This is a genomic window from Micromonospora sp. AKA38, assembly GCF_027925725.1.
Classification (GTDB): domain Bacteria; phylum Actinomycetota; class Actinomycetes; order Mycobacteriales; family Micromonosporaceae; genus Micromonospora.
Genome location: NZ_BNEI01000005.1, coordinates 443,983 through 468,894, shown reverse-complemented (window position 1 = coordinate 468,894; position 24,912 = coordinate 443,983). Strand labels below are relative to the sequence as shown.

Below are 24,912 nucleotides of genomic sequence, written 5' to 3'. Positions count from 1 at the left end.
GGTGACGTTCGCCACAAAGTACCGACCAGCCGGTATCAAGTCAACGGGTCGCACGGGTGTCTCGCCCATGACATTCGTGTGACAGAGCCGGGCCAACCAGCGACGTTGTCTTCATACCGACCGGTATGTATGATCCTGTCGTGACCATCACCCTCACCCATGGGCACGACGGCCGCCTCGCGCGGGTCCGCTACGACAACGCGGCACGCGGCAACTGCTTCGACCTCGCTCGCCTGCACGACCTCGCCGACACGCTGGAGTCCGCCGCCGCCGACGAGCGCTGCGTGGTGATCCGGCTCGACATGGCCGGTCGACACTTCTGCGGCGGCTGGGACACCACCGCCTTCGCCGCGCTGGCCGGCGCCACCACGGAGACGGTCGCCGCCGACCTACGCGCCAGCGACGCGGCGCTGCACCGGATCCGGCGACTCCCGGTGCCCGTCGTCGCCGCCGTCCGAGGGCGGATCATCGGTTTCGGCGCCGGCCTGCTCAGCGCCGTGCACCTGCCGATCGCCGCGGCCGACGCCCGGCTGTCCCTCCCGGAGGCCCGGTACGGCTTCGCCCCCGCCGGCGTCGGCCACACGATCGCCCGGTCGATACCCCGCCAGCACGCCTACCATCTGCTGACCGGCGCGGCGACCGCGACCGCCCGGCAACTGCTCGCCTGGGGACTGGTCGTCGAGGTGGTCGACGACGACGACCTCGACCACGCGGTGGACGACCTCGTCGACACGCTGCTGGCCGTGCCCGGACCGACACTGCGGGCGGTGGTCGCCGTCGTCGAGTCGAGCCTGGCCACCGGCACCGCCGACCAGGCGTACGACATCTCGGCCCGCACCGTCGTCGCGGGCCCGACCAGGTGGGGAGCCGCCGGATGAGCCATCGATTCGAGCCCGGCGAGGCGGTCTGGGTGGAGCTGTGCACCCCCGACCCGGAGCGGGTCGAGACGTTCTACCGCTCGCTGCTCGGCTGGACGATCCGCGCCGAACGGCTGGGCGCCACGACCTACCGGATGTGCGGCGTCGACGGCCGCGACGTCGCCGGGATCTCCGACGCCGCCGCGCTGCACGGCGACCGCCCCCGGGGCTGGATCACCTACTTCGCCGTCGACGACATCACCCGGTCCACCCGCCAGGCGGTGGCGCTCGGCGGTGAACTGGTCACGCCACCCCGGTACCTGCCGGCGGCCGGCACCGGCGCGGCAGTCGTCGACCCCTTCGGCGCGGCCTTCGGTCTCTACCAGGGCGAATCCCGCGCCGGCGTCCAGGCACTGAACTCGGTCGGCGCGTTGTGCTGGAACGAGTTGGACACCGGGGAGCCCGCCGCTTCGGTGGCCTACTACCGCTCCCTGTTCGGCTACACCACCCGGCAGCGCGGCGACTCACCCACCACGCGGCCCTACACCCTGCTGATGCTCGGCGACGTCCCGGTCGCCGGCGTCCTCGAACTCGACAACGACTGGCCCAACCCGATCCCGTCGAAGTGGATCACATACTTCGCGGTCGCGTCCCTCGACGACGCGGTGGCCCGGGTCGCCGCCCTGGGCGGGCAACCGACGGTCGGACCGGTGGACAGCCCGCACGGGCGGCTGCACCTGGTGAAGGACCCCGGTGGACACACGCTCTGCCTCATCCAGCTCGAAGACGGGCTGCGGCCCGACCACGACTCCCTCGACCCGGCGGTGAACCGATGATGGCCGAGCCCCTGTTCGACTCCGCCGAGTTCCGCCAGGTGTGCGGACACTTCCCCACCGGCGTCACCGCGGTGACCGCGGTGGCCGCGGACGGCGCCGTCGCCGCGCTGACCGTCAACTCGTTCACCTCGGTCTCGCTCGAACCGGCGAAGGTGCTCTTCTGCGTCACCAGCCACTCGTCGAGCTTCCCCGTGCTGATGGGGTCCGACCGGATCGCCATCCACATCCTCGGCCAGGACCAGGAGGACGTGGCCCGACGGTTCGCCACCTCGGGCCTGTCCGGCGCCGAACGGCTCAGCGGTGTGTCCTGGGTGCCCGGCCCGGACGGCGTACCGCTGCTCCCCGGCACCCCGGCGATCCTCGCCGGGGTGCGCGACGAGGTGATCACCAGCGGCGATCACGTGATCTTCCTGCTCGACGTCGACCGGGTCCACCTGAAGCCGACGGACGTGCCGGCGCTGTCGTTCTACCGGGGTCGGTTCGTCACGCCGTCGCGCGCGGCGACCGAGTGAGCGCCGGCCCACCGGCGCCGGCTCAGTCGTAGTAGCGGAACAGGATCTCGGCCACGCAGCAGGGCTGCGACCCGTCGACGAACTCCACCGTCACCGACGCCTTGGCCTGCACCCCGGCGGCCCCTCCGGCCGCCGGGGCGGGGATCGGCGCGGCCGAGACGAGCGTGGCGACGCCCTGGATCTCGACGCCCGGCGGCAGCGGCTTGACGAACCGGACCCGGTCCAGCCCGTAGTTGACCCCCATCGAGAACGTCCGCACCTCGAGGATGTCGGCCAGCAGCCGGGGCACGAGGGACAGGGTCAGGAAGCCGTGCACGACCGTGCCACCGAACGGCCCGGACCGCGCCCGCTCGACGTCGACGTGGATCCACTGGTGGTCGCCGGTGACGTCGGCGAACTGGTCGACCTGCCCCTGGGTCACCACCTGAGGCGCGCTGACGCCCAACTCCGCGCCGACCAGCTCCAGCAGGTCGTCCGGCGTGCGTACGGTGGTTCGTCTGGTGGCTCGCATCTGCGGGACTCCGTTTCGCATGGTCGGTCCGGAAGCGTCACTCAACGCCGGTCGCCTGGGCCGTGACGTGCGCGGTGAGCGTCTCCCACTCGCGCTCCCAGGCCGCGTCCGCGACGACGGGCCGGGCGATGCGCAGCATCCGCCGGACCGCCGTCGGGTCGAGGGCCGCGACGGCCGCCGCCAGCGCGTCGACGTGCGCGACCAGTTGGTCGTCGGCGACAGTCCCACTGACCAGGCCGCGGCGCGCGGAATCCTCGGCCGACCAGGTCTCGCCGGTGACCAGCAGCCGCCGGGCGAGCGCCGGACCGACGGCGAGCGGCAGCAGCACACTGGATCCCCAGCCCGGCACCTGGCCGACGGCGAGGTGCCGGTCGCCGATCCGGGCGCTGTCGGCGGCGACCGCGATGTCGCAGGCGAGCAGCAGTTCCAGACCGCCGCCGAAGGCCGCCCCGTTGACCGCCGCGACGGTGGGCAGCTCCGCTGCCCGCATCCGGCGTACCAGGCGGCGGCCCCGGTCGAGGAGGGCCAGCAGCGCGGGCAGGTCCCCGAGCAGGCCGGTGGTCTCGGCGAGGTCGGCCCCGGCGCAGAAGCTCCGGCCGGTCCCGGTGAGCACGAGCACCCGCACGTCCGGATCGGTCGCACCGGCGAGCCACCCTTCGAGACCGGCCAGCACCGTGCTGTCGCAGGCGTTGCCGGCGCCGGCGCGGTCGATCCGCGCCCACAGGGCGGGCCCGCGGCGGGTCACCACGACGGAGGTCACGACAGGCTCACGCAGAGCTTGCCGAAGCCGGCGCCGGCGAGCATCCGGCCGGCCTGGCGGTGGATGTCGGCGAGGTCGACGACGCTGTCCACGACCGGCCGGACGTGGTGGGTGTCGACGAACTCGACCAGGGACCGGAGTTCGTCGAGCGTGCCCATGGTCGAGCCGTGGACGGTGATCTCCCGGGCGAACAGGCGGGGCAGGTCCAGGTGGGCGGTGAAGCCGCTCGTGCCGCCGCACACCACGACGGCGCCGCCGGCCCGGGTCGAGCGGACCGAGTGCGCGAACGTCGCCGGGCCGACGGTCTCGACGACGACGTCGGCCAACTCCGGTGTCCGCTCGCCGCTGTCCAGAGCGACGGCCGCGCCGAGGGCCAGCGCCCGCTCCCGTTTGGCCGGGGAGCGGGAGGTGACCATGACGATGGCGCCGGCGGCCACGGCGAGGCAGGTCGCGGCGGTCGCGACGCCGCCACCCGCGCCCTGGACGAGCACCACCTGCCCGGGCGAGAGCGCCGCCCGGGTGAACAACATGCGGTACGCGGTCAGCCAGGCCGTGGGCAGGCTCGCCGCCTCGGCCCAACTCAGCCCGGCGGGCTTGGGCACCAGGTGCGCCGCCGGTACCACGACGCGCTCGGCGAGGACGCCGTGGCCGGCGTCCGGCAGCAGAGTCGCGTGGGTGACGGTCCGGCCGGTCGGCGCGGTGGGCAGCACGGGATAGACGATCACCTCGCGGTCCCCGGCCACGCCTGCCGCGTCGCTGCCGAGGACGCGGGGACCGTCGGGGGGTGGGACGCCGACACCGCGCAGGCTCCAGATGTCGTGCATGTTCAGCGCGCCGGCCCGCACGTCGACGCTCACCCAGCCGGCGGGCGCCGGCGGGGCGTCGAGGTCGCCGACGCGCAGCGCGTCGACCGGGTGGTCGGCGGAGGGCTCGACGACGTAGGCGGCTCTCATGCCGACGCCGTTGCGGCCCGCTCGGTGGGCCCGTTCCAGAACGCCACGTCGGCGAGGTCGGCCCGGGCCGCGGGGCGGAAGGCCAGACCCTTGGTGTACGCGACCGGGATGAGCGTGACCGGTCGCCATCCGTCGGGCAGGCCGAGCACCGCCCGTACCCGGGTGGCCCGGTGCGCCATGGCGGTGGCAAGCACCGAGCCGAGGCCCCGGGACCGCAGCGCGAGCTGGAACGACCAGGCGAACGGGAAGATCGAGCCGTAGTACCCGGACGCGGCGCCGCCGACCGGCCGCTCGGGGATCGGCTTGGTGCTGCACAGGACGACCAGGACGGGCACCTCGGCCAGGTGGTCGACGAGGTGCTTCACCGCGGCGAGGACCCGGTGCTGCCGGGCCTGGGCCGACGGGTCGCCACGGACCGCCGGCGACAGCCGGGTGGTGGTGGCCGCCTCGCCGCCGGCCAGCGGACGCTCGACCGTCTCGTACCAGATCTCGGTGTAGAGCTCGGACAGCTTCCGCCGCAGCGCCGGGTCGTCGACCGCCACGGCGCGCCAGTCCTCCAGGTTGGAGCCCATCGGCGCCTGCTGCGCCAAGCGCAGGCACTCCTCGACGACGGCGCGGCCCACTGGCCGGTCGAAGTCCATCCGGTGTCGCACCGCCCGGGTGGTCGTCAGCACCTCGTCGATGTCGGTGATCACAGCGGTACTCATACGTGGTCCTCCCCGGTGAGGCGGTCGACGGGCTTGTCCCGGTAGGGCAACGGCACTCCCCACCGGTCGAGGTAGCTGACGCTGCTCACCGGCCGGCGGGCCGCGACCCTGAAGTCGGTGCCGCGGGTGTGGGCGACCGGCAGCATGGTGATCTGCAGCGCGTCGTCGGGGATGCCGAGCAGCGCGGCGGCGGACGCCGCGTGGTGCAGGTGCAGGGTGGTGATGACCGTGCCCAGCCCGCGTGCCCGCAGGGCCAGGTTGAACTGCCAGATCGCCGGATAGAGCGACCCGTAGACGGCGGAGTTCGTGCCGGGTCCGCCGGTGGCCGGGTTGGGCCGGGTCGCGCACGGGATGACGAGGTAGGGCGCTCGGCCGATGGTGCGCGCCAGGTGCTCGGCGCCCCGGAGGATCCGCGCGGTCCGGGCGCTGACCGTGCCGTGCCCGTCGACACCACCGAGGCGTCCCCGGACGGTCTCGCTCTCCGCGCCCGCCTCGCTGTGCAGCGGCTCGTGCACGTACGTGAGGTAGGCGGCGTGGTAGAGCGTCGCCAGCTCGGCCTTGAGCGCCGGGTCGCCGACGACGAGCCAGCGCCAGTCCTCGGCACCGCCGCCGGTGGGCGCCTGCAGGGCGAGTTGCAGGCACTCGCCGATCAGGCCGATCGGCACCGGGCGGTCGTAGTCCAGGCGCAGGCGCACCGACCGGGTGGTGGTCAGCACGTGGTTGAGGTCGGTGAACGGCAGCGTCATCGGCCGACCTCCGCGTCGAAGCCCATCAGGTCAGCGATGTGCAGGGTGTCGCAGTACTCCCGGACCTCGGCGATGCCACCGGCACGCACGTCGACGATCCAGAGGTAGCGGTTCTGGTAGCGGGACCCGTCGCCGAGCGTGGCGTCGCCGTGGGCCTCGACGGCGACGAGCGTGTCGTCGACGACCCACCGGTCGGCGGTCACCTCGACCGCGGCCGACCGGTACGCGCCGCCGGCGAGACGTGCCCGCATCGCGGCGAGCTTCGCGGTCATCGGCACCCGGCCGTGGAACGGCCGTTGGCGTCGAGATCGCCCCACCCGTGCGGCCGGCCCCGGTCACGGTGCCGGCCGGAGTCGGTCCACCAGGTGGCGTCGGCGGTGAAGAGGGCGCCGAACGCGTCGAGGTCGCCCCGGGCCAGGGCCGGCCACATGGCCAGCGCGGCCCGCAGGGGCCGGGGCGCGTCGGCGGGACCGGGCGCGGCGCGGGCCGGGCGGCGGTCGAGGCTGCTACGGGGGACGGCCGCGCCGCCGCCCACCACGTGTTGCGCGTGGCTGGTGTCGAGGTACTCGCGCACCGCGACCACGGCGCCGGCCGGGTCGACGTCGAAGACGAAGCCGTAGCGGTTGGCGTACTCCAGCCCACCGGCGTGCACGCCGTACCCCTCGACCTCGATGACGCAGGTGTCGTCCCCGGCGACGACGCGACGCGGGATCTGGCGGCAGCCGGTGGGGAACGCCCGGGGACCGAGCGAGCGCATCAGCGCGAGCTTGTCGTCCATCCGCATGATCCCGTGCAGCGGGAAGCGTCCACTTCCGTGTGGGGCGAGGCCCGGGTCGCCACCGCGCCGGTCCGGACCGGTGTCGACCCACCAGGTCGCGTCCGGGGCGCACAGGCGAGCGAGGCCGCCGAGGCTCCCCCGGTCGAGCGCGGAGACGAAGTCCATGCCCGCCTGGACGGCACGTGTCATCCCGGCCTCCAACATTCCGACTGGTGGGTATCTAACACTCTCCGAGCGGGTAACTCAAGGAGAAATACATACCGACCGGATGGTATTCTCGGAGCCAGGTCAGCGACGAGGGGATCTTTGCGGTGTTCGAGGCGTACCAACTGCCCGAGGAGCACGCGGCGGTACGGGAGGCGGTGCGGGACGTGTGCGACGACAAGGTCGCACCGCACGCCGCCATCGCCGACGAGACCGCCCAGTTCCCGCAGAACGCCTACGACGCGCTGCGCGCCGCCGACTTCCACGCGCCACACATCCCGGTCGAGTACGGTGGCGCCGGCGCCGACGCCCTCGCCACCGCGATCGTCATCGAGGAGATCGCACGCGCATGCGCCTCGTCGTCACTGATCCCGGCCGGCAACAAGCTGGGCACCATGCCGCTGCTGTTGGCCGGCTCCGAGGAGCTGAAGCGCCGGTACCTGACGCCGGTGGCCTCGGGTGACGCGATGTTCTCCTACTGCCTCTCCGAGCCGGAGGCGGGCAGTGACGCGGCGTCGATGACCACGCGGGCGGTGCGTGACGGTGACCACTGGGTGCTCAACGGCGTGAAGCGGTGGATCACCAACGCGGGCGTCTCCGAGTACTACACCGTCTTCGCGGTGACCGACGCCACGGCCCGGTCGCGGGGCATCTCGGCGTTCGTGGTGGAGAAGTCCGACCCGGGGGTGAGCTTCGGCGCCCCGGAGAAGAAGCTCGGCATCAAGGGCTCGCCGACCCGCGAGGTCTACTTCGACAACGTCCGGATCCCGGCCGACCGGATGATCGGCGCCGAGGGCACCGGCTTCGCCACCGCGATGAAGACGCTGGACCACACCCGGGTCACCATCGCCGCCCAGGCGATCGGCATCGCCCAGGGCGCGCTGGACTACGCCAAGGGCTACATCCAGGAGCGCAAGCAGTTCGGCAAGGCGATCGCCGAGTTCCAGGGCATCCAGTTCATGCTCGCCGACATGGGCATGAAGCTGGAGGCGGCCCGGCAGCTCACGTACGCCGCCGCCGGCAAGTCCGAGCGGGGCGACGCGGACCTGACCTACTTCGGCGCGGCGGCCAAGTGCTTCGCCTCGGACGCCGCCATGGAGATCACCACCGACGCGGTCCAGTTGCTCGGTGGCTACGGCTACACCCGCGACTACCCGCTCGAGCGGATGATGCGCGACGCCAAGATCACCCAGATCTACGAGGGCACCAACCAGGTGCAGCGCATCGTCATGGCCCGCCAGCTCCTCAAGGACTGACCGGCCACCGGCTCAGGCACAGAGGCCGTCGAGCACCATCGCGCTGAACTGGCGGGCCACCTCGTCGACGCTGAGCGGACCGCCGACGTTGAGCCACTGGTACGCCCAGGCGCACATGCCGACCAGGCCGAACGTGGCGATGCGTGGGTCCACGTCCGCGCGGAACACCCCACGGGCGACCCCGTCGGCGATCATCCCGGCGAAGGCCGCCTCCACCAGGCCACGCTTGCGGGTCACCTCGGCGAACATGTCGCCGGTGAGATAGCGCCGCTCCTGGTAGAAGATTGTCACGTGCGCCCGGTACTCGGCCACGCTGGTGAGGCTGAACCGGATCAGCTCGCGTACCCGGTCCCTCGGGTCGTCGCTGTCCACCTCGATCCGCTGGATCGCGGCCAGTTGGGCCTCCAGGTACTCCTCCTGAATGTGCCGGAGCAGGTCGTCCTTGCTGGTGAAATGGTGATAGAAAGCGCCTTTTGTGAGCTTGGCCTGGTCGGCAATCTCCTGCACCGAGGTGCGATCGAACCCCCGCTGCTCGATCAGCGTCAGCGCACTCGTGATCAACGACTTGCGGGTGTTCTCCGGGTCGTAGCCGTCCGGCCAGCGTTGCCGGCGCCGGGTCGGCTCCGTCCGCGATGTCGTACGCGCCATTGGTGGCCCCCTATCCCCTGTGCAGCCACACAATGCTACCGTCCGGTCGGAAGGAAGGAAGGGCAGCCACGCCGGTCGATCCGGGGCGGCCCCGCCCACCTTCGGGCACCTGCCGCACGCGACGCCCGGCGCCCTGAGGCGTGTCACATACGCCGGTCCGAGCCACTCGCTGATGATCGCGATGGTGAGGACGGCTTGGAAGCTGGCCTCCACGATCCTTGGGCTGTTGAACAGGCGCGGATGCGTCTGAGGCCGTGCGGTGCGTACAGTTCCGGGTCGGACGTGGGGTGGGCCGGGTAGATCCGGCGCAGGGAACGGGACGAGACAGCGACGCATGACGGCGGACAACATTACCGAAACCGGTCAAAACGGCATTGACCGCGGGCAGCTGGAGACCTGCCTGAGCGTCTTCGAGGCGTTGGCGGACCTGCCTCCCGATCACCCCGACGTGGTGCGGGTGCAACGGGCCACCGCGAAGCTCTACAAGGTGATCAAGCAGCGGCGACGCGAGGAACGGCGGGATGCCATCGCGGCGGCCGACCGCGCGGTGACGGCGGCCACCGCCACCGGCGCCCCGGGCCGGATCGACGACGAGACCCAGGGCATCCCGCTCGCCTCCCCCACCGTCGGCGCCACGGCCGGTTTCCTGCACAATCCGCGCGGCTGCTACGTCTGCAAGCAGCGCTACCGCGAGGTGGACGCCTTCTACCATCAGCTCTGCCCGCCCTGCGCCGCGCTCAACCGGGAGCGCCGGAACGCCCGCACCGACCTGACTGGCCGGCGCGCGCTGCTCACCGGCGGCCGAGCCAAGATCGGCATGTACATCGCGCTGCGGCTGCTGCGCGACGGCGCGCACACCACGGTAACCACGCGGTTCCCGCACGACGCGGTCCGCCGATTCGCCGCGATGCCGGACAGCGGGGACTGGCTGCACCGCCTGCGGATCGTCGGGATCGACCTGCGCGACCCCGCCCAGGTGATCGCCCTCGCTGACTCGGTCAGCGCCCAGGGACCACTCGACATCCTGATCAACAATGCGGCGCAGACCGTCCGCCGCACGCCCGGGGCATACGCGCAGCTCGTCGCCGCGGAGGCTGCCGCCCTGCCGGACGGCCCCCTGCCGGAGCTGATCACGTTCGCCAAACCTGCCGGCCAGGGCGACCCTGCGGGCCGTATCGCCCCGCCGCAGTCGGCCACGGTCACCCCGCAGGCGCTCACCGCGCTGGCGCTGACCAGCGGTTCCGCCTCGCCGGAACGGATCGCGGCAGCCACCGCCATCGACGCCGGCGGTCTGGTGCCGGACCTCGACCCGGTCAACAGCTGGGTGCAGCGGGTGGACGAGGTGGACCCGGTCGAGCTGCTCGAAGTGCAGCTGTGCAACGTGACCGCGCCGTTCGTGCTGGTCAGCCGACTTCGACCGGCGATGGCCGCAGCAACCGCCCGCCGGAAGTACGTGGTGAACGTGTCGGCGATGGAGGGCCAGTTCGCCCGCGGCTACAAGGGGCCGGGGCACCCGCACACCAACATGGCCAAGGCCGCGTTGAACATGCTCACCCGGACCAGCGCCCAGGAGATGCTGACCGACGGCATCCTCATGACCAGCGTCGACACCGGCTGGATCACCGACGAGCGGCCCCACCCGACGAAGATGCGGCTGGCGGACGCCGGCTTCCACGCCCCGCTGGACCTGGTCGACGGCGCGGCCCGGGTCTACGACCCGATCGTCCGCGGCGAACAGGGCGAAGACCTCTATGGCTGCTTCCTGAAGGACTACGCGCCCTGCGCCTGGTGATCAGTGCGCGCCCACGACCACCCAGGCCTGCCGGCGCCGGGGAAGGCAACCACGGCGTAGGCTCGGATCGGCTCAACTGCGAGACCGGCCGACTGACGGACAGTTGAAGCGTTCGACACGGACCGCGCGTCGCGCCACGCCTTCCACGGCGCCGACTGAGGGACGTCTCGTATCTCGGCGCTGGTGAGATGTGCGTCGCTGCTGCGGTGCGCGGGGCGCGCGTGGCGGGCCAGCCGGCGCGACGTGCCCCCTGGCCAACGTCGGGTGCAGAGCCGTACCGGTGTCGACGAGTGTCTCCGCGCAGCGGTCAAGATCCAGGTGGTAATAGCTGTCGCGGCCGTCGAAGCTGCTGCGGGTGGCCGTGACCAGTCCGCCGTGATGTATCAAGCAGATTTGATGAAGTGACATGGAGAAGGTGCTCAGGTGGACGACCCGACTGCCCGCCCCCGGATCGGTGCCCGCCGCCACCACGTCAGGCACCGCCAGACCCACTCCGCCGGCCCGTAACGGAACGACCGCAGCCACAGCCTGCTCCACACCGCCTGCACGACAAGGATGCCGACGGTCAGGCCCACGATCCGGGGGAGGTCGTCGGTGCCGTCGATCCCGAGCAGCGGTCCGGCGAGCAGGAACAGCACGGTGGCGCTCAGGTAGTTCGTCAGCGCCATCCGGCCCATCGGGGACAGCACCGCCGACAGCGCCGGCCCCACCGGGGTACGCAGCGCCAGCAGCAGCCCACAGCAGTAGGCCAGACCGGTGGCGATGCCGGCGAGCGGCGGCAGGAGGCTGACCCCGCCGCCGGGGCCGCCCACGACACTGACGAACGGCGGTTCGATCCCGCGTAGCGTGAGCGCGACCCATCCCGCGGCCAGCGCGGTGAACACGACGAACGCGACCGCCACCCGGCCGGTGCGGCGGTCGAGCGCGGCCGGCACGTCCAGCTTCGCCAGGGCGTAGCCGAGTGCGAGGAGCCCGGGGATCGGTCCGTAGCCGACCACGACCTGCGCGCCGACGAGCAGCAGCAGGACCGCCACTACCAGCGCGGCCCGCCCGCCGAGGTAGCTCAACGGGAGCAGGACGATCAGGCCCGCCAGGGCGTACGCGGTCAGGGCCTCGCCGGGGTGGACGACGAAGTGCGCGATGCCGATGAACAGCAGCACCACCAATCGGCGGGCCAGCACCACCCGGGGCTGGGCGGTCCGGGTCGCGGCCCGGCGCAGGAAGATGCCGAAGCCGATGCCGAACAGGATCGAGAAGATCGGATAGAAGCGCTCGTAGAAGAACAGTTGGACGACCTCAGGCAGCCGCGACGACGTGCCGGCGGCCGCACCGCGGAACACGACCTGCTGGTAGATGTTGATGATCAGGATCCCGCAGAGCGCGAAGCCGCGCAGCGTGTCCAAGGCGCGGATGCGCGGGCCGGCGGTGGACACGTCCGCCGACGGCGGAGTCCGCGTCGGTGCCGAGTCCGGGGTCCAGGTCGGTTGCGTCACAGGTTGATTCGAGCGCAGCGGCGACCGGTCGCGTCAGCGGGAAAGGTCGCCGCCCCGACCGACCTTCGTCGTAGGACCACCGTCGATGGTCGGGACCGCGATCGCTTGCCGAGCCCTTTCCGGAGCGGGCGGCTACCCTACTGCCATGGGTCGTGACCGGGGCCTTGCCGTCGCCGCCGACGTGGCCTTGGCGGTCGTGGCGGCGGTGGCCGGCGGAGGTCTGGAACTGGCCGACCCGGACGTCGACACAAAACTGATCGCGGCGCCGACGGCCTGGTACGTGGTCGCCCAGGTTGCCGCCGCGGCGATGCTCCTCGTCCGTCGCCGGCACCCCTATCGTGCCGCGTCGGTCATCGCGGCGATCAGCCTGTTCGCGCCTGCCTGGGCCGCCGTCCTGGTGCCGGCCGCGGTGACCGCCCACGGCGGGGGCGGGCGCTGGCGGCAGTGGGCGACGATCGGCCTGCTCACCGCAGCGTTCCTGGTGGGAGCGCGGGCCTGGGCCATCGACGACCCCTTCACCGCACCGATCGTCATCGTCTTCGCGGCGTTACTGGGCATGTACCTGCGGGCCCGACGGAGCCTGCTGGCCGAGCTGACCGACCGGGCGGAGCGCGCGGAACGGGAACGGCTGCTGCTGGCCGAACAGGCTCGGGTCGACGAGCGGATCCGGCTGGCCGGTGAGATGCACGACGTGCTCTCCCACCGCCTCAACCTGATGGTGTTGCAGGCCGGCGCGCTACGGGTGAGCAGCACCGATCCGACCGTGCGGACGGCGGCCGAGGAACTGCGGGTGACCGGCTGCCAGGCGTTGGCGGAGCTGCGCGACCTGGTCCGTGTGCTGTGCGGCGAGGGCCGCTCGGCGGAGGCGGAGGCGGCGCCGGGCGGCGCGTCCGGGCTGGCGGACCTGGTCGAGGAGTCCCGTTCGGTGGGCCTGCCGGTGCGGCTGGTGGAGGAGGGCGACGGCGGTTCGGTCGTGGCGCCCGTACGCCGCACGCTCCGTCGGGTGGTGCAGGAATCCCTCACCAACGTGCACAAGCACTCCCCTGGTGCGGCCACCACCGTGTCGGTGCGATACGGCCGGCAGGAGGTCCGGGTGCGCGTGTCGAACGCCCGGCCGAACCGGCCGCCCGACGCCGACCTGGCGCTCGCCGGCGGCGGGAGTGGCCTGGCCGGGTTGCGTCACCGGGTGGAGGTGCTGGGTGGCACGATGACCACGGGCACCACGGCGGACGGTGGGTTCTGCGTGGGTGCCGTCCTTCCGGCAAGCGTGCCGACCGGGGCGCAGCGGTGATCCGAGTGCTGGTCGTCGACGACGAACGGATGGTCTGCGCCCACCTGCGGACCATCCTCACGTCCGCGCCGGATCTCATGGTCGTGGGCGAGGCGTACGACGGCGCCGACGGAGTGGAGGCCACCGTGCGGCTACGTCCCGACGTGGTGCTGATGGACCTGCGGATGCCCGGTGTCGACGGGATGCGGGCCATCGAACGGATCGGAGCATTGCCCACCCCGCCCCGGGTGCTCGCACTCACCACGTTCGACCTCGACGAGTACGTGCTGGGGGCGCTCCGGGCCGGCGCGACCGGGTTCCTGCTCAAGTCCACCCCGCCCGAGGACCTGCTCGACCTGGTCCGGGTGGCCGCGGCAGGTCACACGGTGCTGTCGCCGGCGGCGACCAGCCGCCTCGTCGCACACGGCGGGCGCGGACGGCAGGCGCGGGACCTGGTCGGCTCGCTCACCGACCGGGAGCTCGAGGTGCTGGAGGGCCTGGGTGCCGGGCGGTCCAACCAGGAGATCGCCCGCGGGCTGCATCTGTCCGAGGCCACCGTCAAGGGCTACGTCTCGCGGCTGTTGGTCAAGCTCCGCCGCGACAACCGCACCCAGGCGGCGCTGCTGGCCCGAGAGGCGGGTCTGGGCCCGCGCCGCTGAGACCGGACGACGCATCACTCCTCTTCGCCGCGATGACCGGCCGGCGGACAGCCGGTCAGGCGTGCACCGGGGAGCCGAAGATCAGGTCGAGGTGAGCATCCAGCGCCACCACCGCCTGCTCGCTGGTGTACTGCCCACCGAGGAGGTAGACGCCCAATCCTTCCATCAGCGCCAGCAGGCCGGCCGCGACATCGGCGGCGTTGCTGACCGGCAGCATGCTGGCGATGAACCCGGTCAGCTGCTCGGTGCCCTCGCGCAGTCCAATCGCGGCCTGTGGCCGCACCGCGGAGTAGGCGAGGAAGGCCAGTGCCACCCGTCCGTCGTCGCGGGTCCGCTCGTCGAGCGGTAGCAGGGCGACGATCGTCGTACGAAGGACCTGCCGAGCGGAGGGGTTCTCGCCCAGGCGGGCCATCGCCTCGGTCACCCGGACCTGGCTGCGCTCGCGGACCACCGCCAGGGCGAACGTCATCATCTCGTCCTTGGTGCGGAAGTAGTGCTGGACCATCCCGGCGGACACGCCCGCCTGCGCCGCGACGTGACGGAGGCTCACGGCCTCCAGGCCCCGCTCGGCAGCGACTCGCATCAACGCGTCAGCGATCAGGGTGCGCCGCTGACGGTGGTCGACCTTCTTGGGCATGGCCTCGATCGTTTCACAAAGGGTTACTCGGGCAGCCCGCCCGGGCGGTCACCGGGTGACGCCTCCGGTCGCGGGCGTGCCTCGTGCGCTGCGCAGAAGCCCGTCGGGGTCGTCGGCGTACAGCCGCAACTCGTCCATCGGCTCGGACCGACCCTTGGGCAGGTCGAATACCGTCGGTTGGCGCAGCAGGACGTCGATGCTCGTCTGGCTGCCGACGGAAATGTTCAGCACGCGGCGGTCCCCTTCCTGCTCCACCTGGACCGACCTGCTGGAGGGCAGCGAGCGGTGACGTTTGCGCAGGGCCTCGACATCCGTCCACGGGATCCAGATGTCGATGCTCGAATTCAGCCGGACCCGAAGGCCCCTGTCACCGACGACGTGTGGGTTGATCCGCATGCTCGCGTAGAGGCCGATCATCCAGAGCAGGCCCCAGATCCCGAGGGCGAGCACTATCCAGCGGGCTGGCTTCCAGGGCACCACGTTGGCGACGATCAAGTCGAAGATCGGGATTTCCACGGCCGACAGGCAGATGAAGATGCCCAGGATCGGCTTCACCACGCCCAGGTAGCCGAACGGCTCGTCGCCCGGCACCAGCGCCGGCGGCCGGCGCCGTACCCACACGTACAGGCTGCGCCACATCGCGGCTTCCATCGCGGCCACCCGCCGCAGCGTGCCCGCCGTGCCCCCGGCAGCGGCCTTCATGTCAGTCATGGTCGTCCTCGCGGTAGTGGTGCGGCATTCAGTGAACGGTGACGGTCCCCGCGGCCCCGTCGACGGTGACGAGCTGACCGCTCGAGATCGTTCGGGTGGCGTCGGGCACGCAGATGACGGCGGGGATGCCGTACTCCCTGGCGACCGTCGGACCGTGGGCCATGATCGCGCCGGTCTCGGTGACCAGCGCCGCCGCGGTGAGGAACAGCGGCGTCCAACCGGGGTCGGTGGTCGCGGCGACCAGGACTTCACCGGGCTCGACGTGGGCGGTGCCCGGATCGTGTACGACCCGGGCGGGGCCGGTCGCGCGGCCCGCGGACGCGCCGACGCCGATCCGGGCGCCGTCGAGAACGGGTGCCGCCGGAAGTACGGTCTCGAGGTCGGTGCCGTCGGAGAGCAGCGCCACCGGCACCGCCCGACGACGCAGTTCCCTGCGGCGCACCGCCCTGCGGGAGGCGACCGTCGGCCGGTGATCGATGCTCCCGTGCACCGCGCCGGGCAACTCGTCGAGCGTCAGGAACATGACGTCGTCGGGCTGCTCCAGCAGGTCCACCATGTTGGCGGCGGTCTCGGACAGCGGGATCACGTGCATGCGGGCCTCACTCCTCGATGCAATGCGACTGCATTGCATCGACCGTACCCGGTTCACAATGCGATCGCAATGTAACCAGGTGGCGCCAGGGTCATTCCGTATCCTGGCGAGAGACGCGGCACTGGTGCGGTGGTGCATGAGGCGGTGGGCTCGCCCGGGCCGCCGCCTTCGCTGAGCGCGACGGCCAGTGTGCCGCGTGCGCCGGCCCCGCCTCATGAGGTGTGTGACGCTGCCGAGGAGGCGCTACCGAGGGCCGTGCGGATCTCGCGGGCTTCGGGCATCTGCAGGTCGGTGAACAGGATCAGGGCCTGCTCGATGTGCTCCCGAGCGGGGACCGTGTCGCCGAGCGCCTGGTTGGCCCGGCCGAGGCCCAGGTGTGCTCGAGCACGCTGGGCGCGGTCGCCTGTGTCCATCGTGATGGCGAGGGCGACGCTGTGGTGACGCAGTGCGGCCCGGACATCCTCGACGGCGAGCGCGGCCTCCCCGAGGCCGTTGAGCACGCATGCCTCACCGCGGCGATCGCCCTCGGCGCGAAACGCTTCGAGCGCCCGTCGATAGTGCGAGGTGCCCTTTTCGTATTCGCCGAGGTAGTACAGTGCCCACCCCGTACCGGTGCGGTCGCTGAGCCGTTGGTAAGACTCCAGGGCCTGCTTGAGGTGCGAGACTGCCCGCTCGATCTGCCCGGCGCGGCCTTCCACCTCGCCGAGGGTGCTCAACGCCCACGCCTCACCGATGCGGTCGCCGATCTCGCGATACAGACTCAAAGCCCGTCTGACGTGCGTCACGGCCGAGGCACCACGGCCGGTCGTGCTCTCGACCGTGCCGAGCGAGGTCAACGCGTGCGCTGTGCCCGGCCGATGCCCTGCCTGCTCGAAGAGGGCGAGCGCCCGGGTGTAGTGCCGGACAGCCGGCAGGTTGCGGCCCTGGAGTGCCTTGATGGCACCGAGGTTCACCAACACCCGAGCCTCACCGGCCGGGTCGGCGAGATGCCGGTACCCCCGCAGAGCCCGCATCAGCGCCCTGCTGGCCGCGGGGGCGTCACCGCGCTGGAAGTGGGTGACACCGAGGTTGGTCAGTGCACCGGCGACCGCGGCGCGGTCGCCGGTGCGGTGGGTAGCACGATGCGCCTGCCCGTGCACGATCAGGGCGTCTTCGAGATATCCACCGGCCAGATACTGAAACAGGGTGGACGCCAGCCGGCTGCTGTGGGCCGGCCAGCCGTGGGCGGCGGCGTGGCGGCAGACGGCGACGAGGTTGGGGCGCTCGGCGTCGAGCCAGGCGCGGGCGCGGTCCGGATCGGCGAGGTCCGGCATCGGCGTGCCCGGCGGGTCGACGGCCGGCCGGCGGTACTTCTCGGCCGGGCTCAGGATGTCCATCGCAGCCGCGGCCACTGCCAGGTAGAAATCGAAGAGGCGGGTCAGCGCGGCCCGCCGAGCGCCGGGCGGGTCCACGTCGCCGGCTCGCTCGGCGGCGTAGGCCCGGACGAGGTCGTGCATGGTGTACGCGCCGCGAACGCCCGGCTCGAGCAGATGGTCGCGGGCGAGCAGTTGCAGGCGCGCCTGCGCGGCGCCCAGATCGCTGCTGGTCAGCGCGGCACCGGCGTAGGCGTCGACGTCCTGCCCCGGGTGCAGTGCCGCGAACCGCAGCAGCCGACGCGCATCCGCCGGCAGACGTTCGTAGGACACGTCGAGGGCAAGCGCCACGGCGAGGTCCGGGCGCCGGTGGTGGCGGTGCTCGTCGAGCCGGTCCGCGTGGTCCGTCAGCGTCCAGCCCGACGTCTCGCGGAGCTGGGCACCGACTAGACCGAGGGCGAGGGGCAGGTGCCCGCAGCGCCGAGCGATCCGGGCTGCGGCGTCGGGGTCCGGACCGACGGCGACCCGCGGCGCGGCGCCGGTGAGCAACGCGATCGACTCGTCCTCGCTCAACACCTCAAGATCCAGCTCCAGACTCGGCCGCAGCGCGGTGAGGCGGCTGCGGCTGGTGATCAACACCGGGCAGCCCGGGGTCGCCGGCAGCAGCGGGACGACCTGGTCGTCGTCGGCGGCGTTGTCCAGCAGCACCAGCGTCCGGGTGCCGGCCAGCAGGCGCCGATAGGCGTCGGCACGCGCGCCGAGCCCGTGCGGTATCCGCTGGCTGGGCAGGCCGAGCAGCCGCAGGAAGCCGTCGAGCACGGCGGCTGGATCGGCTGGCGGCTGCGCCGACTCGGGATGAAAACCACGCAGGTTGACCGACAGCACCCGCTCGACGCCGCCCTTTTTGACCAGTCGGTGCCCAGCCCGCAGGGCGAGCTGGGTCTTGCCGATGCCGGCCATCCCGGCGATCGTGCAGATCCCCGCGGCGCCGTCGCCGGCCGCGCCACGGCGGAGGGCCTGCCCGATCCAGCGCAGCTCGGCGGTGCGGCCGACGAACCCGGGCTGCTGTGGTGGCAGCTCGCCCTGGACCCGCACCTGCGCACCGGCCTGCCCTGCTTCGGCGAGGACCTGCAGCGCCTGCCGCCACTGGGTTACGTAGCCCGCGTCTGGATGCATCGCCTCCACCACAGCGGTCACAAGGTCAGCGTTCAGCCGCCGACGGCCCGGGCGGAAGCAATCCACGACGGTTGTGCGCCCGGCCCACTCGCTTGTCGGGCGCCCCTGCGCCTTCCACGCCGCGTTGACACGAGCGGTGATCGTCTCGTAGGACGGGTTACCAGACCGCACCTTGAGCGACCGCAGCCGCTGGATCAGCTCGTCGAGCGAGGCGGCACCACCCGGGTCGGGCGGGTCGGGGAGTACAGCCACAGTCAGAACAGTAAACCCGTCGATGTCCAACGGTCGGGATCGGTCGGATTTTCCCCAGCCGCGTGAGCGCTCGGCAAATCTGAAGGCAGGCCGAAACCGGACTACAGAAGGACACATGATGACTCCACGTACCGCACAGCGACTCAAGACCACCGGCCGGGGCTGCCTTTGGGTTGCCGCAGCGACCGGCCTGATGCTGGGCGCCGCGGTGCCGCCCGCGCACGCGTCGGCGGGCTCCATCCCACCCAGTTGCCGCATCGCCCACGCGCTCTATGTGCAGCCGGTCGCCACCGTCGTCGCCGAGGTTGCCACTCCGGAGGATGCCTCCTGCGGCGTCGGCTCGGTCTCGCTCAACGTGTGGCGCAACGGGGTGCTGGTGGCCGCCATCTCCGGCGGCCCCACGCTCGTCTACACGTACCACTGCGTGACCACTGCGCCCACCGAGTGGCGGACCAACTTCGACTCGGCGCGAATCTTCAATTGTGGATAGGCGTTCGGGCCGGCAACGACAGCGTTACCGTTGCCGGCCCGGCCTCGCTCGATGCGTGCGGGAAGGGCTGTCGTGGGCGCGCCCTGCCGCAGCCCTGGGCGGGGACGGCTACGTGACGCGGTAGGCGGTGTAGCGCACCAGGTAGGCCTCGCGGATCGCCGACGCCACGAAGACGGACCGCTCCAGGACGGTGAGCGCGGGCACCGACGTCTCCAGTCGTACGCCCAGGAGGAAGTAGTACTCGGACGGGTCGACGGCGTCGCCGCGCAGCAACGCCTGAAGAACCTCCGCGCGGCCGCTGCGGACGCCGAACGTACGCAGGTAGACGTGACCGTCGTCGGCGGTACGCGCCGAGTCGCGCGTGTCGATCTCGATCGCGCCGTCAGGGCGGACCACCTTCCAGTCGGCGCCGCCGGGCAGGATGTCGGCCTCGAAGAGACCGATGACCCGGCCGCCGACAACAGGCACCACGCGACGGTGGCCGGCACGGGTCACCCCGTGGTCCTCCAGCGCGCCCAGCCGCACCTCCACCTCGAACGCGGCCTCCAGGCCAGGAATCGGCGGGGCGGTCACGGCGTCCCGACCGGCGGCTCGGCGCGTACTCCTGGAGTGTCCTTGGCGTGCGCGAGGGCGTCGCGGAGGCGTTCCAGCGCGGGCACCGCGGCGGCGAGGGCCGCGCGGTCCGCCGCCGGCAGGGTCTCCGCGGCGCGGGCGATCAGGTCTCCGCTCGCGAGGTCGAAGCGGTCGAACAGGTCGAGGGCCTTCGCGGTGGCGAGGACGTCGACGTGGCGGTGGTTGCCAGGGCGGGGGCGACGCTCGACGAGACCGTTGCCGCCCGCCGCTGATCCTGGGTCGACGGTCCACCGGGGTGATCTCGGCGTTCACCGGCCCGTACACGCTCTTCCAGGCCCTCGTGTCGGGCCTGGCGCCGGCCGTCGTCGGCGCGGGCGACGGCTATGTCGAGGTGGCTCCGGTCGACGAGGTGGCCGCGGCGCTCGAAACGTGCTGCCTCCGGCCCCGCGGCGGACGGACCGAGGTGATCGCCGCCGGGAAGGACTGCCTGACCATGGGCGCGTTCCTGTCGGCCTTCCTCGACGAGATCAACGAGTGGCGGCACCAGCGCGAACGCGACCCCGTGCCGTTCCCTCCCATCGTCGCGCCCGACCGCTGGAAGCGCCTGCATCTCCCACTGGTACGCGAGCACCTCTCACCCATGCAGATGCGCGCCACCGACCTGCTCGAACAGTTCGAGGCGTACACCGCGATGCGCCGACCGTTCGAGCCCACCTTCCCGGTGACGGACCCGGCCCAGGTCGTACGCGCGTCCACTCGCTGGTGGGCGGATCAGGTGCCCCGCCGCGCGGGCCACCCCACCGAGGGCTGGCTCATGGCCCCGTGACCTCCCGGCCGCAGCCGAACTGAGCATGCGGCGGGCGGGCCGGGAAAATCCCATCGCTGGCTCAGCATGTCTACGACACCGCGTTGCGCGCCTACACCACCGGCGACGTCGTCCTCGTCGACGGCATCGAGGCGCTTCCCGCGGTGGCGGACGTCAACCGGGTTCGCCGGCGCCAGCGGCGCCGCGCTCCCCCGAATCATCGACGGCGTCGTCCTGGGCACCCTTGGACTCAACCGCTGCCATATACGAAGCAGATTACTTGCTTTTTGTTTCGCGTATACGTTATCGTAAATCTTCTCCCTTCCACCTGGTACCGCCGAACCTGCGGGTCATCCCGTCGTCATCCCCACGGCACAGGCCAAAGAAGATCAACGACCTCAACCATCCGCAGACCCTCCCCGAGAGGATCCGACCAGAGGACGACCGAATGGCGAAGCGGATACTGCACAAACTCATCGACGACCTGACCGGTGACGACGCTGACGAGACCGTGCGTTTCGCCTTGGACAACGCCAGGTACGAGATCGACCTCTCCGCGGACAACGCCCGGAGGTTCCGCGAAACCCTGGCACCGTACGTCGCGTGCGGCAGGAGGACCGGCCGGAACAGCCGCACGGCCCGGCGCGCCGGCGGAGGTCGTCGATGAGCCTGCGCCCGGACGCCGGTGCGAAGCGATCATGTGCGACGGCGTGGGCGCGTCAGGGCGCCGGCGGCAGTGCGGAGATCCGGGCGAGGTTGGTCCGGGTCCCTCCGCGACCAGCCAGGCGAAGCGGCGTCCGACATCGACGGGTACCCGATGCGGGTGCCACGCCACCAGCACCGGCTGGCTGATCGGGTTCACCAGGGGATCGTCAGGAGGTCCTGGTTGGCCAGTCCGGCAGGAGCGCCAAGGGTGACTGCGTGGAACTCGCGCAGGCAGACGTCGTACGCCTCCCGGCTGAGTCCGACGTAGTGGATCAGCGGGTGACCCGCGGCCTGCCCGCAGATCAGCTCCGGGTGTCGGCGGGCGCTGATGCCTGGCGGACGGGAGATCCACGGGTGCGCGCAGAGCTCGCAGAGGCTGACCTGCTTCCGCCGGGCCAGCGAATGGGTCCTCCAGAGCACCGCCACAGCGGGCTCGTCGGTCGAAGTTCCCCGAGGCAGGTGAAGTTGGGCTTGCTTGGCTCAGGTGGTCGCCGCCACAGGTGACTCCGACCAGGCAAGAGACAGCGGCGATCCTGCACGCTGACGCGTACGGCGAAGCGGGCACCCAGGGGCACGGCCGGATTCTTACGGGCTGGATCGCATCGCCGCGTGGGCGACGCGGGTGAGGCCAGCTCGTATCCGTTGTTCGCCGAGTTCCGGCAGGAGTGTGCCTACGTGTTCGGCGGCCATGGCGGCGAGCAGGGCGTGGGCGGTGTGTTCGGGGTCGGGTGTGTGGCCGAGCAAGATTGACATGTGGCGGTGCCAGAACCGGTAGGCGCCAATCCGGTACCGCGCACCGGGTGTCGAGGTCTCTGACATTCGGACCAGGGCCAGGTGTTCCAGCAGGTAATCGAGGTAGGCCTCGATGAAGGCGGTCAGGCGTTCCTCGGCCGGCGCGCCGGGGCCGAGGGGTGGCGGCCCGTGCAGGATCGTCTCCTGCAGCACGGACTCCCGGGAGTCCAGCAGCGCCGCGGCCAGCCCTGACTTGTCGCCGAAGCGGCGGAACAAGGTGCCCTTGCCGACACCGGCGGCTGCCGCCACCTGGTCCATGGACACCGCTTCGACGCCGTGTTGGGCGAACAACCTGCCCGCGGCCTTCAGCACGGCGGCGCGGTTACGTGCCGCGTCCGCGCGCTCCTTGGCTGGTGGGGTGCGCAGGAGCTCCAGGGGCGTTGCGGAAACGGACTGCGGTCCGCTATCGTGGTGAGGCACAACCGGACTATAGTCCATATCTCTCGGAAGGTAGCGACATGACCGCACTCATCACCCGCGACGAACTGAAGGCGGCGATCGACGCCGGCTCCGTGACTGTGCTGGACACGTTGGGCGGCGAGTACTACGCCAAGCAGCACCTGCCCGGCGCCATCGAGCTGGTCCTGGCCGACGTGGAAGCCGAGGCGGCCACCCTGCTTCCCGACCGCGGCGCCGCGGTCGTCACCTACTGCTCCAACCCGGCCTGCCCCAATAGCGGACAGGTCGCCGACCGCCTCACCGCTTTCGGTTACACCAACGTGCGGAAGTACCGCGAGGGCATCCAGGATTGGGTGGAGGCCGGGCTCCCCACCGAGTCCGCCTGAGCTCTGCCGAGGGAGGAGCAAGGTCGAGCGCCTGCCCTCCCTCGGCAGTCACGCACACGCGCATCGTCGGTCGCACGAAGCCCGTCAGGCACTCAGGGGCACGAACCGCACGGATGGCGAGCCCGCCCCGCCGCGGCAGGCCACGGATCCGCGGCCTCGACGTTCCCGACCTCGACATGGAGTTCCGCGGCGGCCTCGTCATCGAGAAAGTCGGCGACCGCGCCCTACGTCCATTGGGAGACCTCGACCGCCCGACTGCCGGCCGGGCGCACCGCCGGGCCGGTGTCCCTCGCCGACAGGCGCGCACCCGCCGCCGGGCGCACACCGGCACGGGGCCAAGGGCCGCAGCGCCGCCGAACGACAAGCCAGATCCCGCCACCGGCGGCACCGCCGTTGACCTCGCCTCCCACCTACCGGGAGACCACGAGAAACGACGAAGTGGCGCCCCTGCAACCCGCTCCCGTGCGGCAGCCGCCCAGGTACGGTCCTAGATCAACTCCCTGGTGCTGCTCGTGGTCTGGAACTACGGACGGGCCAGATCGGCTGGGCAGGGCTCAACGTCGGCCGTCGGGTCGGTGCACGGTGAGCTCGCCGTACGCCTTGAGTCGCGCGGCGAGGTCGCCCGGCGCGTTGCGCAGCGTGGCGTCCAGGAAGGCGACCGTGGTGGCGAGGGTCATGCGCAGCGCGCCGGTGCGACTCTGGGTGCCCACGAGCGAGGGGACCGGCGGCAGGAAGAGTGGCGCGTCGGTGAACGTCAAGTGCGCCGATCCGGGAACGACGAGCAGGTAGCCAGTCGAGGTGCCGAGGTTCAGCACGTGTGTCAATTGGGGAAGGTAGGTGGGGTTCACCGCCGGGTCGACCGGGTGGGCAAGCGCCAGTACGGGCTGGTGGAACGGCTGCGGGTGGGGATCGTGGGGGGCGCCGTCGATGTCGATGACGGCTGCGAACCGGGCATCGTGCCGGGCGGCCAGCAGGGCGGCGGCTCCGCCGACGGAGTGGCCGGTCACCGCGGCCCGGTCGGTGTCGAGGCGGTCGGTGAACGGCCCCCGGATCTCGCCGCGGTCGAGGCGGCCCAGTTGGGTCAGCACGAAGCGCAGGTCGGCGGCGCGGATTGCCGTCCAATCGTCCACGCTCCGTCGGTCCACGGCATCGTCGCCGGTGGCACCGACCCGGGTACGGACGGTCGTGCCGTCGGCGAGGACGACAGCGGCGGAGTCGTACGGATGGTCGACGCCCACGACGACATAGCCCCGGCTGGCCAGTTCCTCGGCCCACGCGGTGTTCTGGGTGCGCACACCGCCGAGCCCTGGCGAGAACAGCACGACGGGGAACCGCCCGCCGGTGTCGGCCACGGCCGCTTCGGGCACCGACCAGGTGCGGGCGCCCGCGGCACCATCGAGCAGGAAGCCGGGCGCGCCGAGATAGTCCGCCAGGGCACCGAACACGACGTGCGCCTCGTGCGCGGTGCGACCGCCGTACCGGGCCCGCTCAGCGCCCACGGCGCTCGGGCGCGCCGGATACCACAGCTGCACCACGACAGCGCGGCGGTCGTCTGGCGCGGGTGTGGCGGTCTCCGGGCGGTCCGGGTCGGTCCACTGCAGCACCGTGGTGCCGACCGCGAGCTGCCCCGACGGTCGCGGGAAAACCGGCACGGGCAGCGCCCACACCGCAGCTGGCCCCGTGGCGATGAGCCCCAGACACACCACCGTTCCCGGTAGCGCCAGCCACCAGCGAGCCCGCCACGCCGGCCGTCCGTCACGCCCTCGCACCAGCGCGGGCACGGCGAGCGACAGCATCACGGCCGCACAAACAAGAACCGGCACCAGTTGCCACCGCACCCCGACGACGACGAGCACCACGGTGGACGCCGCCACCACCGCCGCGGCACCGATCGTGGTCGGGCGGCGGCAAGCGGGCGGCAGCCAGCGGGCAAGCACCAGCCCGACAGCACCGAGCACCGCGATGATTTCCGGCAGCGACATTCCGGGGCCCTGGATCGATTCGGTCACCCCGCAACCTTCGGCCCAACGGCCCGGCGGCCACATCCGTCTCAGGTCACC

Annotated in this window: 29 protein-coding genes; 12 read left to right on the top strand and 17 right to left on the bottom strand. The window is 71.9% G+C overall.

Features of this window, described 5'->3' with window-relative positions:
- Positions 1 to 140 precede the first annotated feature (140 nt).
- Genes TPA0908_RS19775 through TPA0908_RS19765 form a run of 3 tightly spaced genes read left to right on the top strand, consistent with a single transcriptional unit; the run spans position 141 to position 2,205 of the window.
- Entirely contained in the window at positions 141 to 878 is a 738-nt protein-coding gene (locus tag TPA0908_RS19775; RefSeq protein WP_281940034.1) for an enoyl-CoA hydratase/isomerase family protein, read from the top strand.
- Positions 875 to 1,693: a VOC family protein gene (locus tag TPA0908_RS19770; protein WP_281940032.1), complete on the top strand. Its 819-nt coding sequence runs from the start codon at positions 875 to 877 to the stop codon at positions 1,691 to 1,693. Before TPA0908_RS19775 ends, TPA0908_RS19770 begins: the two co-directional genes overlap by 4 nt.
- Entirely contained in the window at positions 1,690 to 2,205 is a 516-nt protein-coding gene (locus TPA0908_RS19765) for a flavin reductase family protein (protein ID WP_281940030.1), read from the top strand. Before TPA0908_RS19770 ends, TPA0908_RS19765 begins: the two co-directional genes overlap by 4 nt.
- 22 nt (positions 2,206 to 2,227) lie before the next feature.
- Here the strand turns inward: TPA0908_RS19765 and TPA0908_RS19760 are convergent, their stop codons facing one another.
- The 7 genes from TPA0908_RS19760 to TPA0908_RS19730 are packed head-to-tail and all read right to left on the bottom strand — an operon-like array spanning position 2,228 to position 6,849.
- Positions 2,228 to 2,716: a MaoC family dehydratase gene (locus tag TPA0908_RS19760; protein ID WP_281940028.1), complete on the bottom strand. Its 489-nt coding sequence runs from the start codon at positions 2,714 to 2,716 to the stop codon at positions 2,228 to 2,230.
- A gap of 37 nt (positions 2,717 to 2,753) precedes the next feature.
- On the bottom strand, positions 2,754 to 3,476 hold the full coding sequence (locus TPA0908_RS19755; RefSeq protein WP_281940026.1) for an enoyl-CoA hydratase/isomerase family protein: 723 nt from the start codon (positions 3,474 to 3,476) through the stop codon (positions 2,754 to 2,756).
- A complete protein-coding gene (locus TPA0908_RS19750) occupies positions 3,473 to 4,429 on the bottom strand; it encodes a zinc-binding dehydrogenase (RefSeq protein WP_281940024.1) in 957 nt (318 codons plus the stop codon). The genes TPA0908_RS19755 and TPA0908_RS19750 overlap by 4 nt, the downstream gene beginning before the upstream one ends.
- Positions 4,426 to 5,136, bottom strand: coding sequence for a nitroreductase family protein (locus TPA0908_RS19745; protein WP_281940022.1), 711 nt, complete (start codon positions 5,134 to 5,136; stop codon positions 4,426 to 4,428). Before TPA0908_RS19745 ends, TPA0908_RS19750 begins: the two co-directional genes overlap by 4 nt.
- Entirely contained in the window at positions 5,133 to 5,882 is a 750-nt protein-coding gene (locus TPA0908_RS19740; protein ID WP_281940020.1) for a nitroreductase family protein, read from the bottom strand. Before TPA0908_RS19740 ends, TPA0908_RS19745 begins: the two co-directional genes overlap by 4 nt.
- Positions 5,879 to 6,154, bottom strand: a complete 276-nt coding sequence (locus tag TPA0908_RS19735; protein WP_281940018.1) for a nuclear transport factor 2 family protein — start codon at positions 6,152 to 6,154, stop codon at positions 5,879 to 5,881. Before TPA0908_RS19735 ends, TPA0908_RS19740 begins: the two co-directional genes overlap by 4 nt.
- On the bottom strand, positions 6,151 to 6,849 hold the full coding sequence (locus tag TPA0908_RS19730) for a nuclear transport factor 2 family protein (RefSeq protein ID WP_281940016.1): 699 nt from the start codon (positions 6,847 to 6,849) through the stop codon (positions 6,151 to 6,153). The genes TPA0908_RS19735 and TPA0908_RS19730 overlap by 4 nt, the downstream gene beginning before the upstream one ends.
- 122 nt (positions 6,850 to 6,971) lie before the next feature.
- Here TPA0908_RS19730 and TPA0908_RS19725 point away from each other — a divergent pair, with 122 nt between their 5' ends.
- The gene (locus tag TPA0908_RS19725) at positions 6,972 to 8,120 is read left to right on the top strand and encodes an acyl-CoA dehydrogenase family protein (RefSeq protein WP_281940015.1); all 1,149 of its coding nucleotides are present in this window, start codon (positions 6,972 to 6,974) and stop codon (positions 8,118 to 8,120) included.
- A gap of 12 nt (positions 8,121 to 8,132) precedes the next feature.
- On the opposite strand, the gene TPA0908_RS19720 is transcribed toward TPA0908_RS19725, so the two are convergent.
- Complete coding sequence (locus TPA0908_RS19720) at positions 8,133 to 8,768, bottom strand: TetR/AcrR family transcriptional regulator (protein WP_281940013.1); 636 nt, start codon at positions 8,766 to 8,768, stop codon at positions 8,133 to 8,135.
- A 334-nt stretch (positions 8,769 to 9,102) separates the two neighbouring features.
- Here TPA0908_RS19720 and TPA0908_RS19715 point away from each other — a divergent pair, with 334 nt between their 5' ends.
- The gene (locus TPA0908_RS19715) at positions 9,103 to 10,560 is read left to right on the top strand and encodes an SDR family oxidoreductase (RefSeq protein ID WP_281940011.1); all 1,458 of its coding nucleotides are present in this window, start codon (positions 9,103 to 9,105) and stop codon (positions 10,558 to 10,560) included.
- A gap of 419 nt (positions 10,561 to 10,979) precedes the next feature.
- Here TPA0908_RS19715 and TPA0908_RS19710 read toward each other — a convergent pair whose 3' ends face one another.
- Complete coding sequence (locus TPA0908_RS19710; RefSeq protein ID WP_281940010.1) at positions 10,980 to 12,053, bottom strand: DUF418 domain-containing protein; 1,074 nt, start codon at positions 12,051 to 12,053, stop codon at positions 10,980 to 10,982.
- Between the two features lie 145 nt (positions 12,054 to 12,198).
- Here TPA0908_RS19710 and TPA0908_RS19705 point away from each other — a divergent pair, with 145 nt between their 5' ends.
- Together TPA0908_RS19705 and TPA0908_RS19700 are read left to right on the top strand one after the other, a co-directional pair.
- Positions 12,199 to 13,344 carry a sensor histidine kinase gene (locus tag TPA0908_RS19705; protein ID WP_281940008.1) on the top strand — a complete coding sequence of 382 codons (1,146 nt, stop codon included), beginning with the start codon at positions 12,199 to 12,201 and terminating at the stop codon, positions 13,342 to 13,344.
- A complete protein-coding gene (locus tag TPA0908_RS19700; protein WP_281940005.1) occupies positions 13,341 to 13,982 on the top strand; it encodes a response regulator in 642 nt (213 codons plus the stop codon). The genes TPA0908_RS19705 and TPA0908_RS19700 overlap by 4 nt, the downstream gene beginning before the upstream one ends.
- A gap of 55 nt (positions 13,983 to 14,037) precedes the next feature.
- Here TPA0908_RS19700 and TPA0908_RS19695 read toward each other — a convergent pair whose 3' ends face one another.
- The 4 genes from TPA0908_RS19695 to TPA0908_RS19680 form a co-directional block, all read right to left on the bottom strand.
- Positions 14,038 to 14,619 carry a TetR/AcrR family transcriptional regulator gene (locus TPA0908_RS19695; protein WP_281940003.1) on the bottom strand — a complete coding sequence of 194 codons (582 nt, stop codon included), beginning with the start codon at positions 14,617 to 14,619 and terminating at the stop codon, positions 14,038 to 14,040.
- A gap of 48 nt (positions 14,620 to 14,667) precedes the next feature.
- Entirely contained in the window at positions 14,668 to 15,330 is a 663-nt protein-coding gene (locus TPA0908_RS19690) for a hypothetical protein (protein WP_281940002.1), read from the bottom strand.
- A 28-nt stretch (positions 15,331 to 15,358) separates the two neighbouring features.
- Entirely contained in the window at positions 15,359 to 15,922 is a 564-nt protein-coding gene (locus tag TPA0908_RS19685; RefSeq protein ID WP_281940000.1) for a PEP-utilizing enzyme, read from the bottom strand.
- Between the two features lie 212 nt (positions 15,923 to 16,134).
- Positions 16,135 to 18,702 (bottom strand): ATP-binding protein, encoded by a 2,568-nt coding sequence (locus TPA0908_RS19680; protein ID WP_281939999.1) that lies wholly within the window; start codon positions 18,700 to 18,702, stop codon positions 16,135 to 16,137.
- A 118-nt stretch (positions 18,703 to 18,820) separates the two neighbouring features.
- Between TPA0908_RS19680 and TPA0908_RS19675 the strand changes: the two genes are divergently transcribed.
- Positions 18,821 to 19,192, top strand: a complete 372-nt coding sequence (locus tag TPA0908_RS19675) for a hypothetical protein (protein WP_281939997.1) — start codon at positions 18,821 to 18,823, stop codon at positions 19,190 to 19,192.
- 108 nt (positions 19,193 to 19,300) lie between these two features.
- Here TPA0908_RS19675 and TPA0908_RS19670 read toward each other — a convergent pair whose 3' ends face one another.
- Positions 19,301 to 19,765 (bottom strand): DUF3237 family protein, encoded by a 465-nt coding sequence (locus TPA0908_RS19670; protein WP_281939995.1) that lies wholly within the window; start codon positions 19,763 to 19,765, stop codon positions 19,301 to 19,303.
- 47 nt (positions 19,766 to 19,812) lie between these two features.
- Here TPA0908_RS19670 and TPA0908_RS19665 point away from each other — a divergent pair, with 47 nt between their 5' ends.
- The 3 genes from TPA0908_RS19665 to TPA0908_RS19655 all read left to right on the top strand — a co-directional run bounded on the left by TPA0908_RS19665 (position 19,813) and on the right by TPA0908_RS19655 (position 21,237).
- The gene (locus tag TPA0908_RS19665) at positions 19,813 to 20,037 is read left to right on the top strand and encodes a hypothetical protein (protein ID WP_281939993.1); all 225 of its coding nucleotides are present in this window, start codon (positions 19,813 to 19,815) and stop codon (positions 20,035 to 20,037) included.
- 23 nt (positions 20,038 to 20,060) lie between these two features.
- A complete protein-coding gene (locus tag TPA0908_RS19660) occupies positions 20,061 to 20,591 on the top strand; it encodes a hypothetical protein (protein WP_281939992.1) in 531 nt (176 codons plus the stop codon).
- A gap of 427 nt (positions 20,592 to 21,018) precedes the next feature.
- The gene (locus TPA0908_RS19655) at positions 21,019 to 21,237 is read left to right on the top strand and encodes a histone-like nucleoid-structuring protein Lsr2 (protein WP_281939990.1); all 219 of its coding nucleotides are present in this window, start codon (positions 21,019 to 21,021) and stop codon (positions 21,235 to 21,237) included.
- Positions 21,238 to 21,428: 191 nt separating this feature from the next.
- Here TPA0908_RS19655 and TPA0908_RS19650 read toward each other — a convergent pair whose 3' ends face one another.
- The gene (locus tag TPA0908_RS19650) at positions 21,429 to 21,695 is read right to left on the bottom strand and encodes a type 2 periplasmic-binding domain-containing protein (RefSeq protein WP_281939988.1); all 267 of its coding nucleotides are present in this window, start codon (positions 21,693 to 21,695) and stop codon (positions 21,429 to 21,431) included.
- Positions 21,696 to 21,860: 165 nt separating this feature from the next.
- On the bottom strand, positions 21,861 to 22,487 hold the full coding sequence (locus tag TPA0908_RS19645; RefSeq protein WP_281939986.1) for a TetR/AcrR family transcriptional regulator: 627 nt from the start codon (positions 22,485 to 22,487) through the stop codon (positions 21,861 to 21,863).
- Positions 22,488 to 22,525: 38 nt separating this feature from the next.
- Here TPA0908_RS19645 and TPA0908_RS19640 point away from each other — a divergent pair, with 38 nt between their 5' ends.
- Entirely contained in the window at positions 22,526 to 22,852 is a 327-nt protein-coding gene (locus TPA0908_RS19640) for a rhodanese-like domain-containing protein (RefSeq protein WP_281939984.1), read from the top strand.
- A gap of 554 nt (positions 22,853 to 23,406) precedes the next feature.
- Here the strand turns inward: TPA0908_RS19640 and TPA0908_RS19635 are convergent.
- Entirely contained in the window at positions 23,407 to 24,861 is a 1,455-nt protein-coding gene (locus TPA0908_RS19635; protein WP_281939982.1) for an alpha/beta hydrolase family protein, read from the bottom strand.
- Between the last annotated feature and the right edge of the window lie 51 nt (positions 24,862 to 24,912).

Coding starts and splice junctions, on each gene's coding strand:
- TPA0908_RS19740 (WP_281940020.1), bottom strand. CDS start 5,882: ATGACGCTGCCGTTCACCGACCTCAACCACGTGCTGACCACCACCCGG.
- TPA0908_RS19735 (WP_281940018.1), bottom strand. CDS start 6,154: ATGACCGCGAAGCTCGCCGCGATGCGGGCACGTCTCGCCGGCGGCGCG.
- TPA0908_RS19715 (WP_281940011.1), top strand. CDS start 9,103: ATGACGGCGGACAACATTACCGAAACCGGTCAAAACGGCATTGACCGC.
- TPA0908_RS19765 (WP_281940030.1), top strand. CDS start 1,690: ATGATGGCCGAGCCCCTGTTCGACTCCGCCGAGTTCCGCCAGGTGTGC.
- TPA0908_RS19690 (WP_281940002.1), bottom strand. CDS start 15,330: ATGACTGACATGAAGGCCGCTGCCGGGGGCACGGCGGGCACGCTGCGG.
- TPA0908_RS19750 (WP_281940024.1), bottom strand. CDS start 4,429: ATGAGAGCCGCCTACGTCGTCGAGCCCTCCGCCGACCACCCGGTCGAC.
- TPA0908_RS19720 (WP_281940013.1), bottom strand. CDS start 8,768: ATGGCGCGTACGACATCGCGGACGGAGCCGACCCGGCGCCGGCAACGC.
- TPA0908_RS19745 (WP_281940022.1), bottom strand. CDS start 5,136: ATGAGTACCGCTGTGATCACCGACATCGACGAGGTGCTGACGACCACC.
- TPA0908_RS19695 (WP_281940003.1), bottom strand. CDS start 14,619: ATGCCCAAGAAGGTCGACCACCGTCAGCGGCGCACCCTGATCGCTGAC.
- TPA0908_RS19705 (WP_281940008.1), top strand. CDS start 12,199: ATGGGTCGTGACCGGGGCCTTGCCGTCGCCGCCGACGTGGCCTTGGCG.
- TPA0908_RS19675 (WP_281939997.1), top strand. CDS start 18,821: ATGACTCCACGTACCGCACAGCGACTCAAGACCACCGGCCGGGGCTGC.
- TPA0908_RS19770 (WP_281940032.1), top strand. CDS start 875: ATGAGCCATCGATTCGAGCCCGGCGAGGCGGTCTGGGTGGAGCTGTGC.
- TPA0908_RS19655 (WP_281939990.1), top strand. CDS start 21,019: ATGGCGAAGCGGATACTGCACAAACTCATCGACGACCTGACCGGTGAC.
- TPA0908_RS19685 (WP_281940000.1), bottom strand. CDS start 15,922: ATGCACGTGATCCCGCTGTCCGAGACCGCCGCCAACATGGTGGACCTG.
- TPA0908_RS19730 (WP_281940016.1), bottom strand. CDS start 6,849: ATGACACGTGCCGTCCAGGCGGGCATGGACTTCGTCTCCGCGCTCGAC.
- TPA0908_RS19640 (WP_281939984.1), top strand. CDS start 22,526: ATGACCGCACTCATCACCCGCGACGAACTGAAGGCGGCGATCGACGCC.
- TPA0908_RS19760 (WP_281940028.1), bottom strand. CDS start 2,716: ATGCGAGCCACCAGACGAACCACCGTACGCACGCCGGACGACCTGCTG.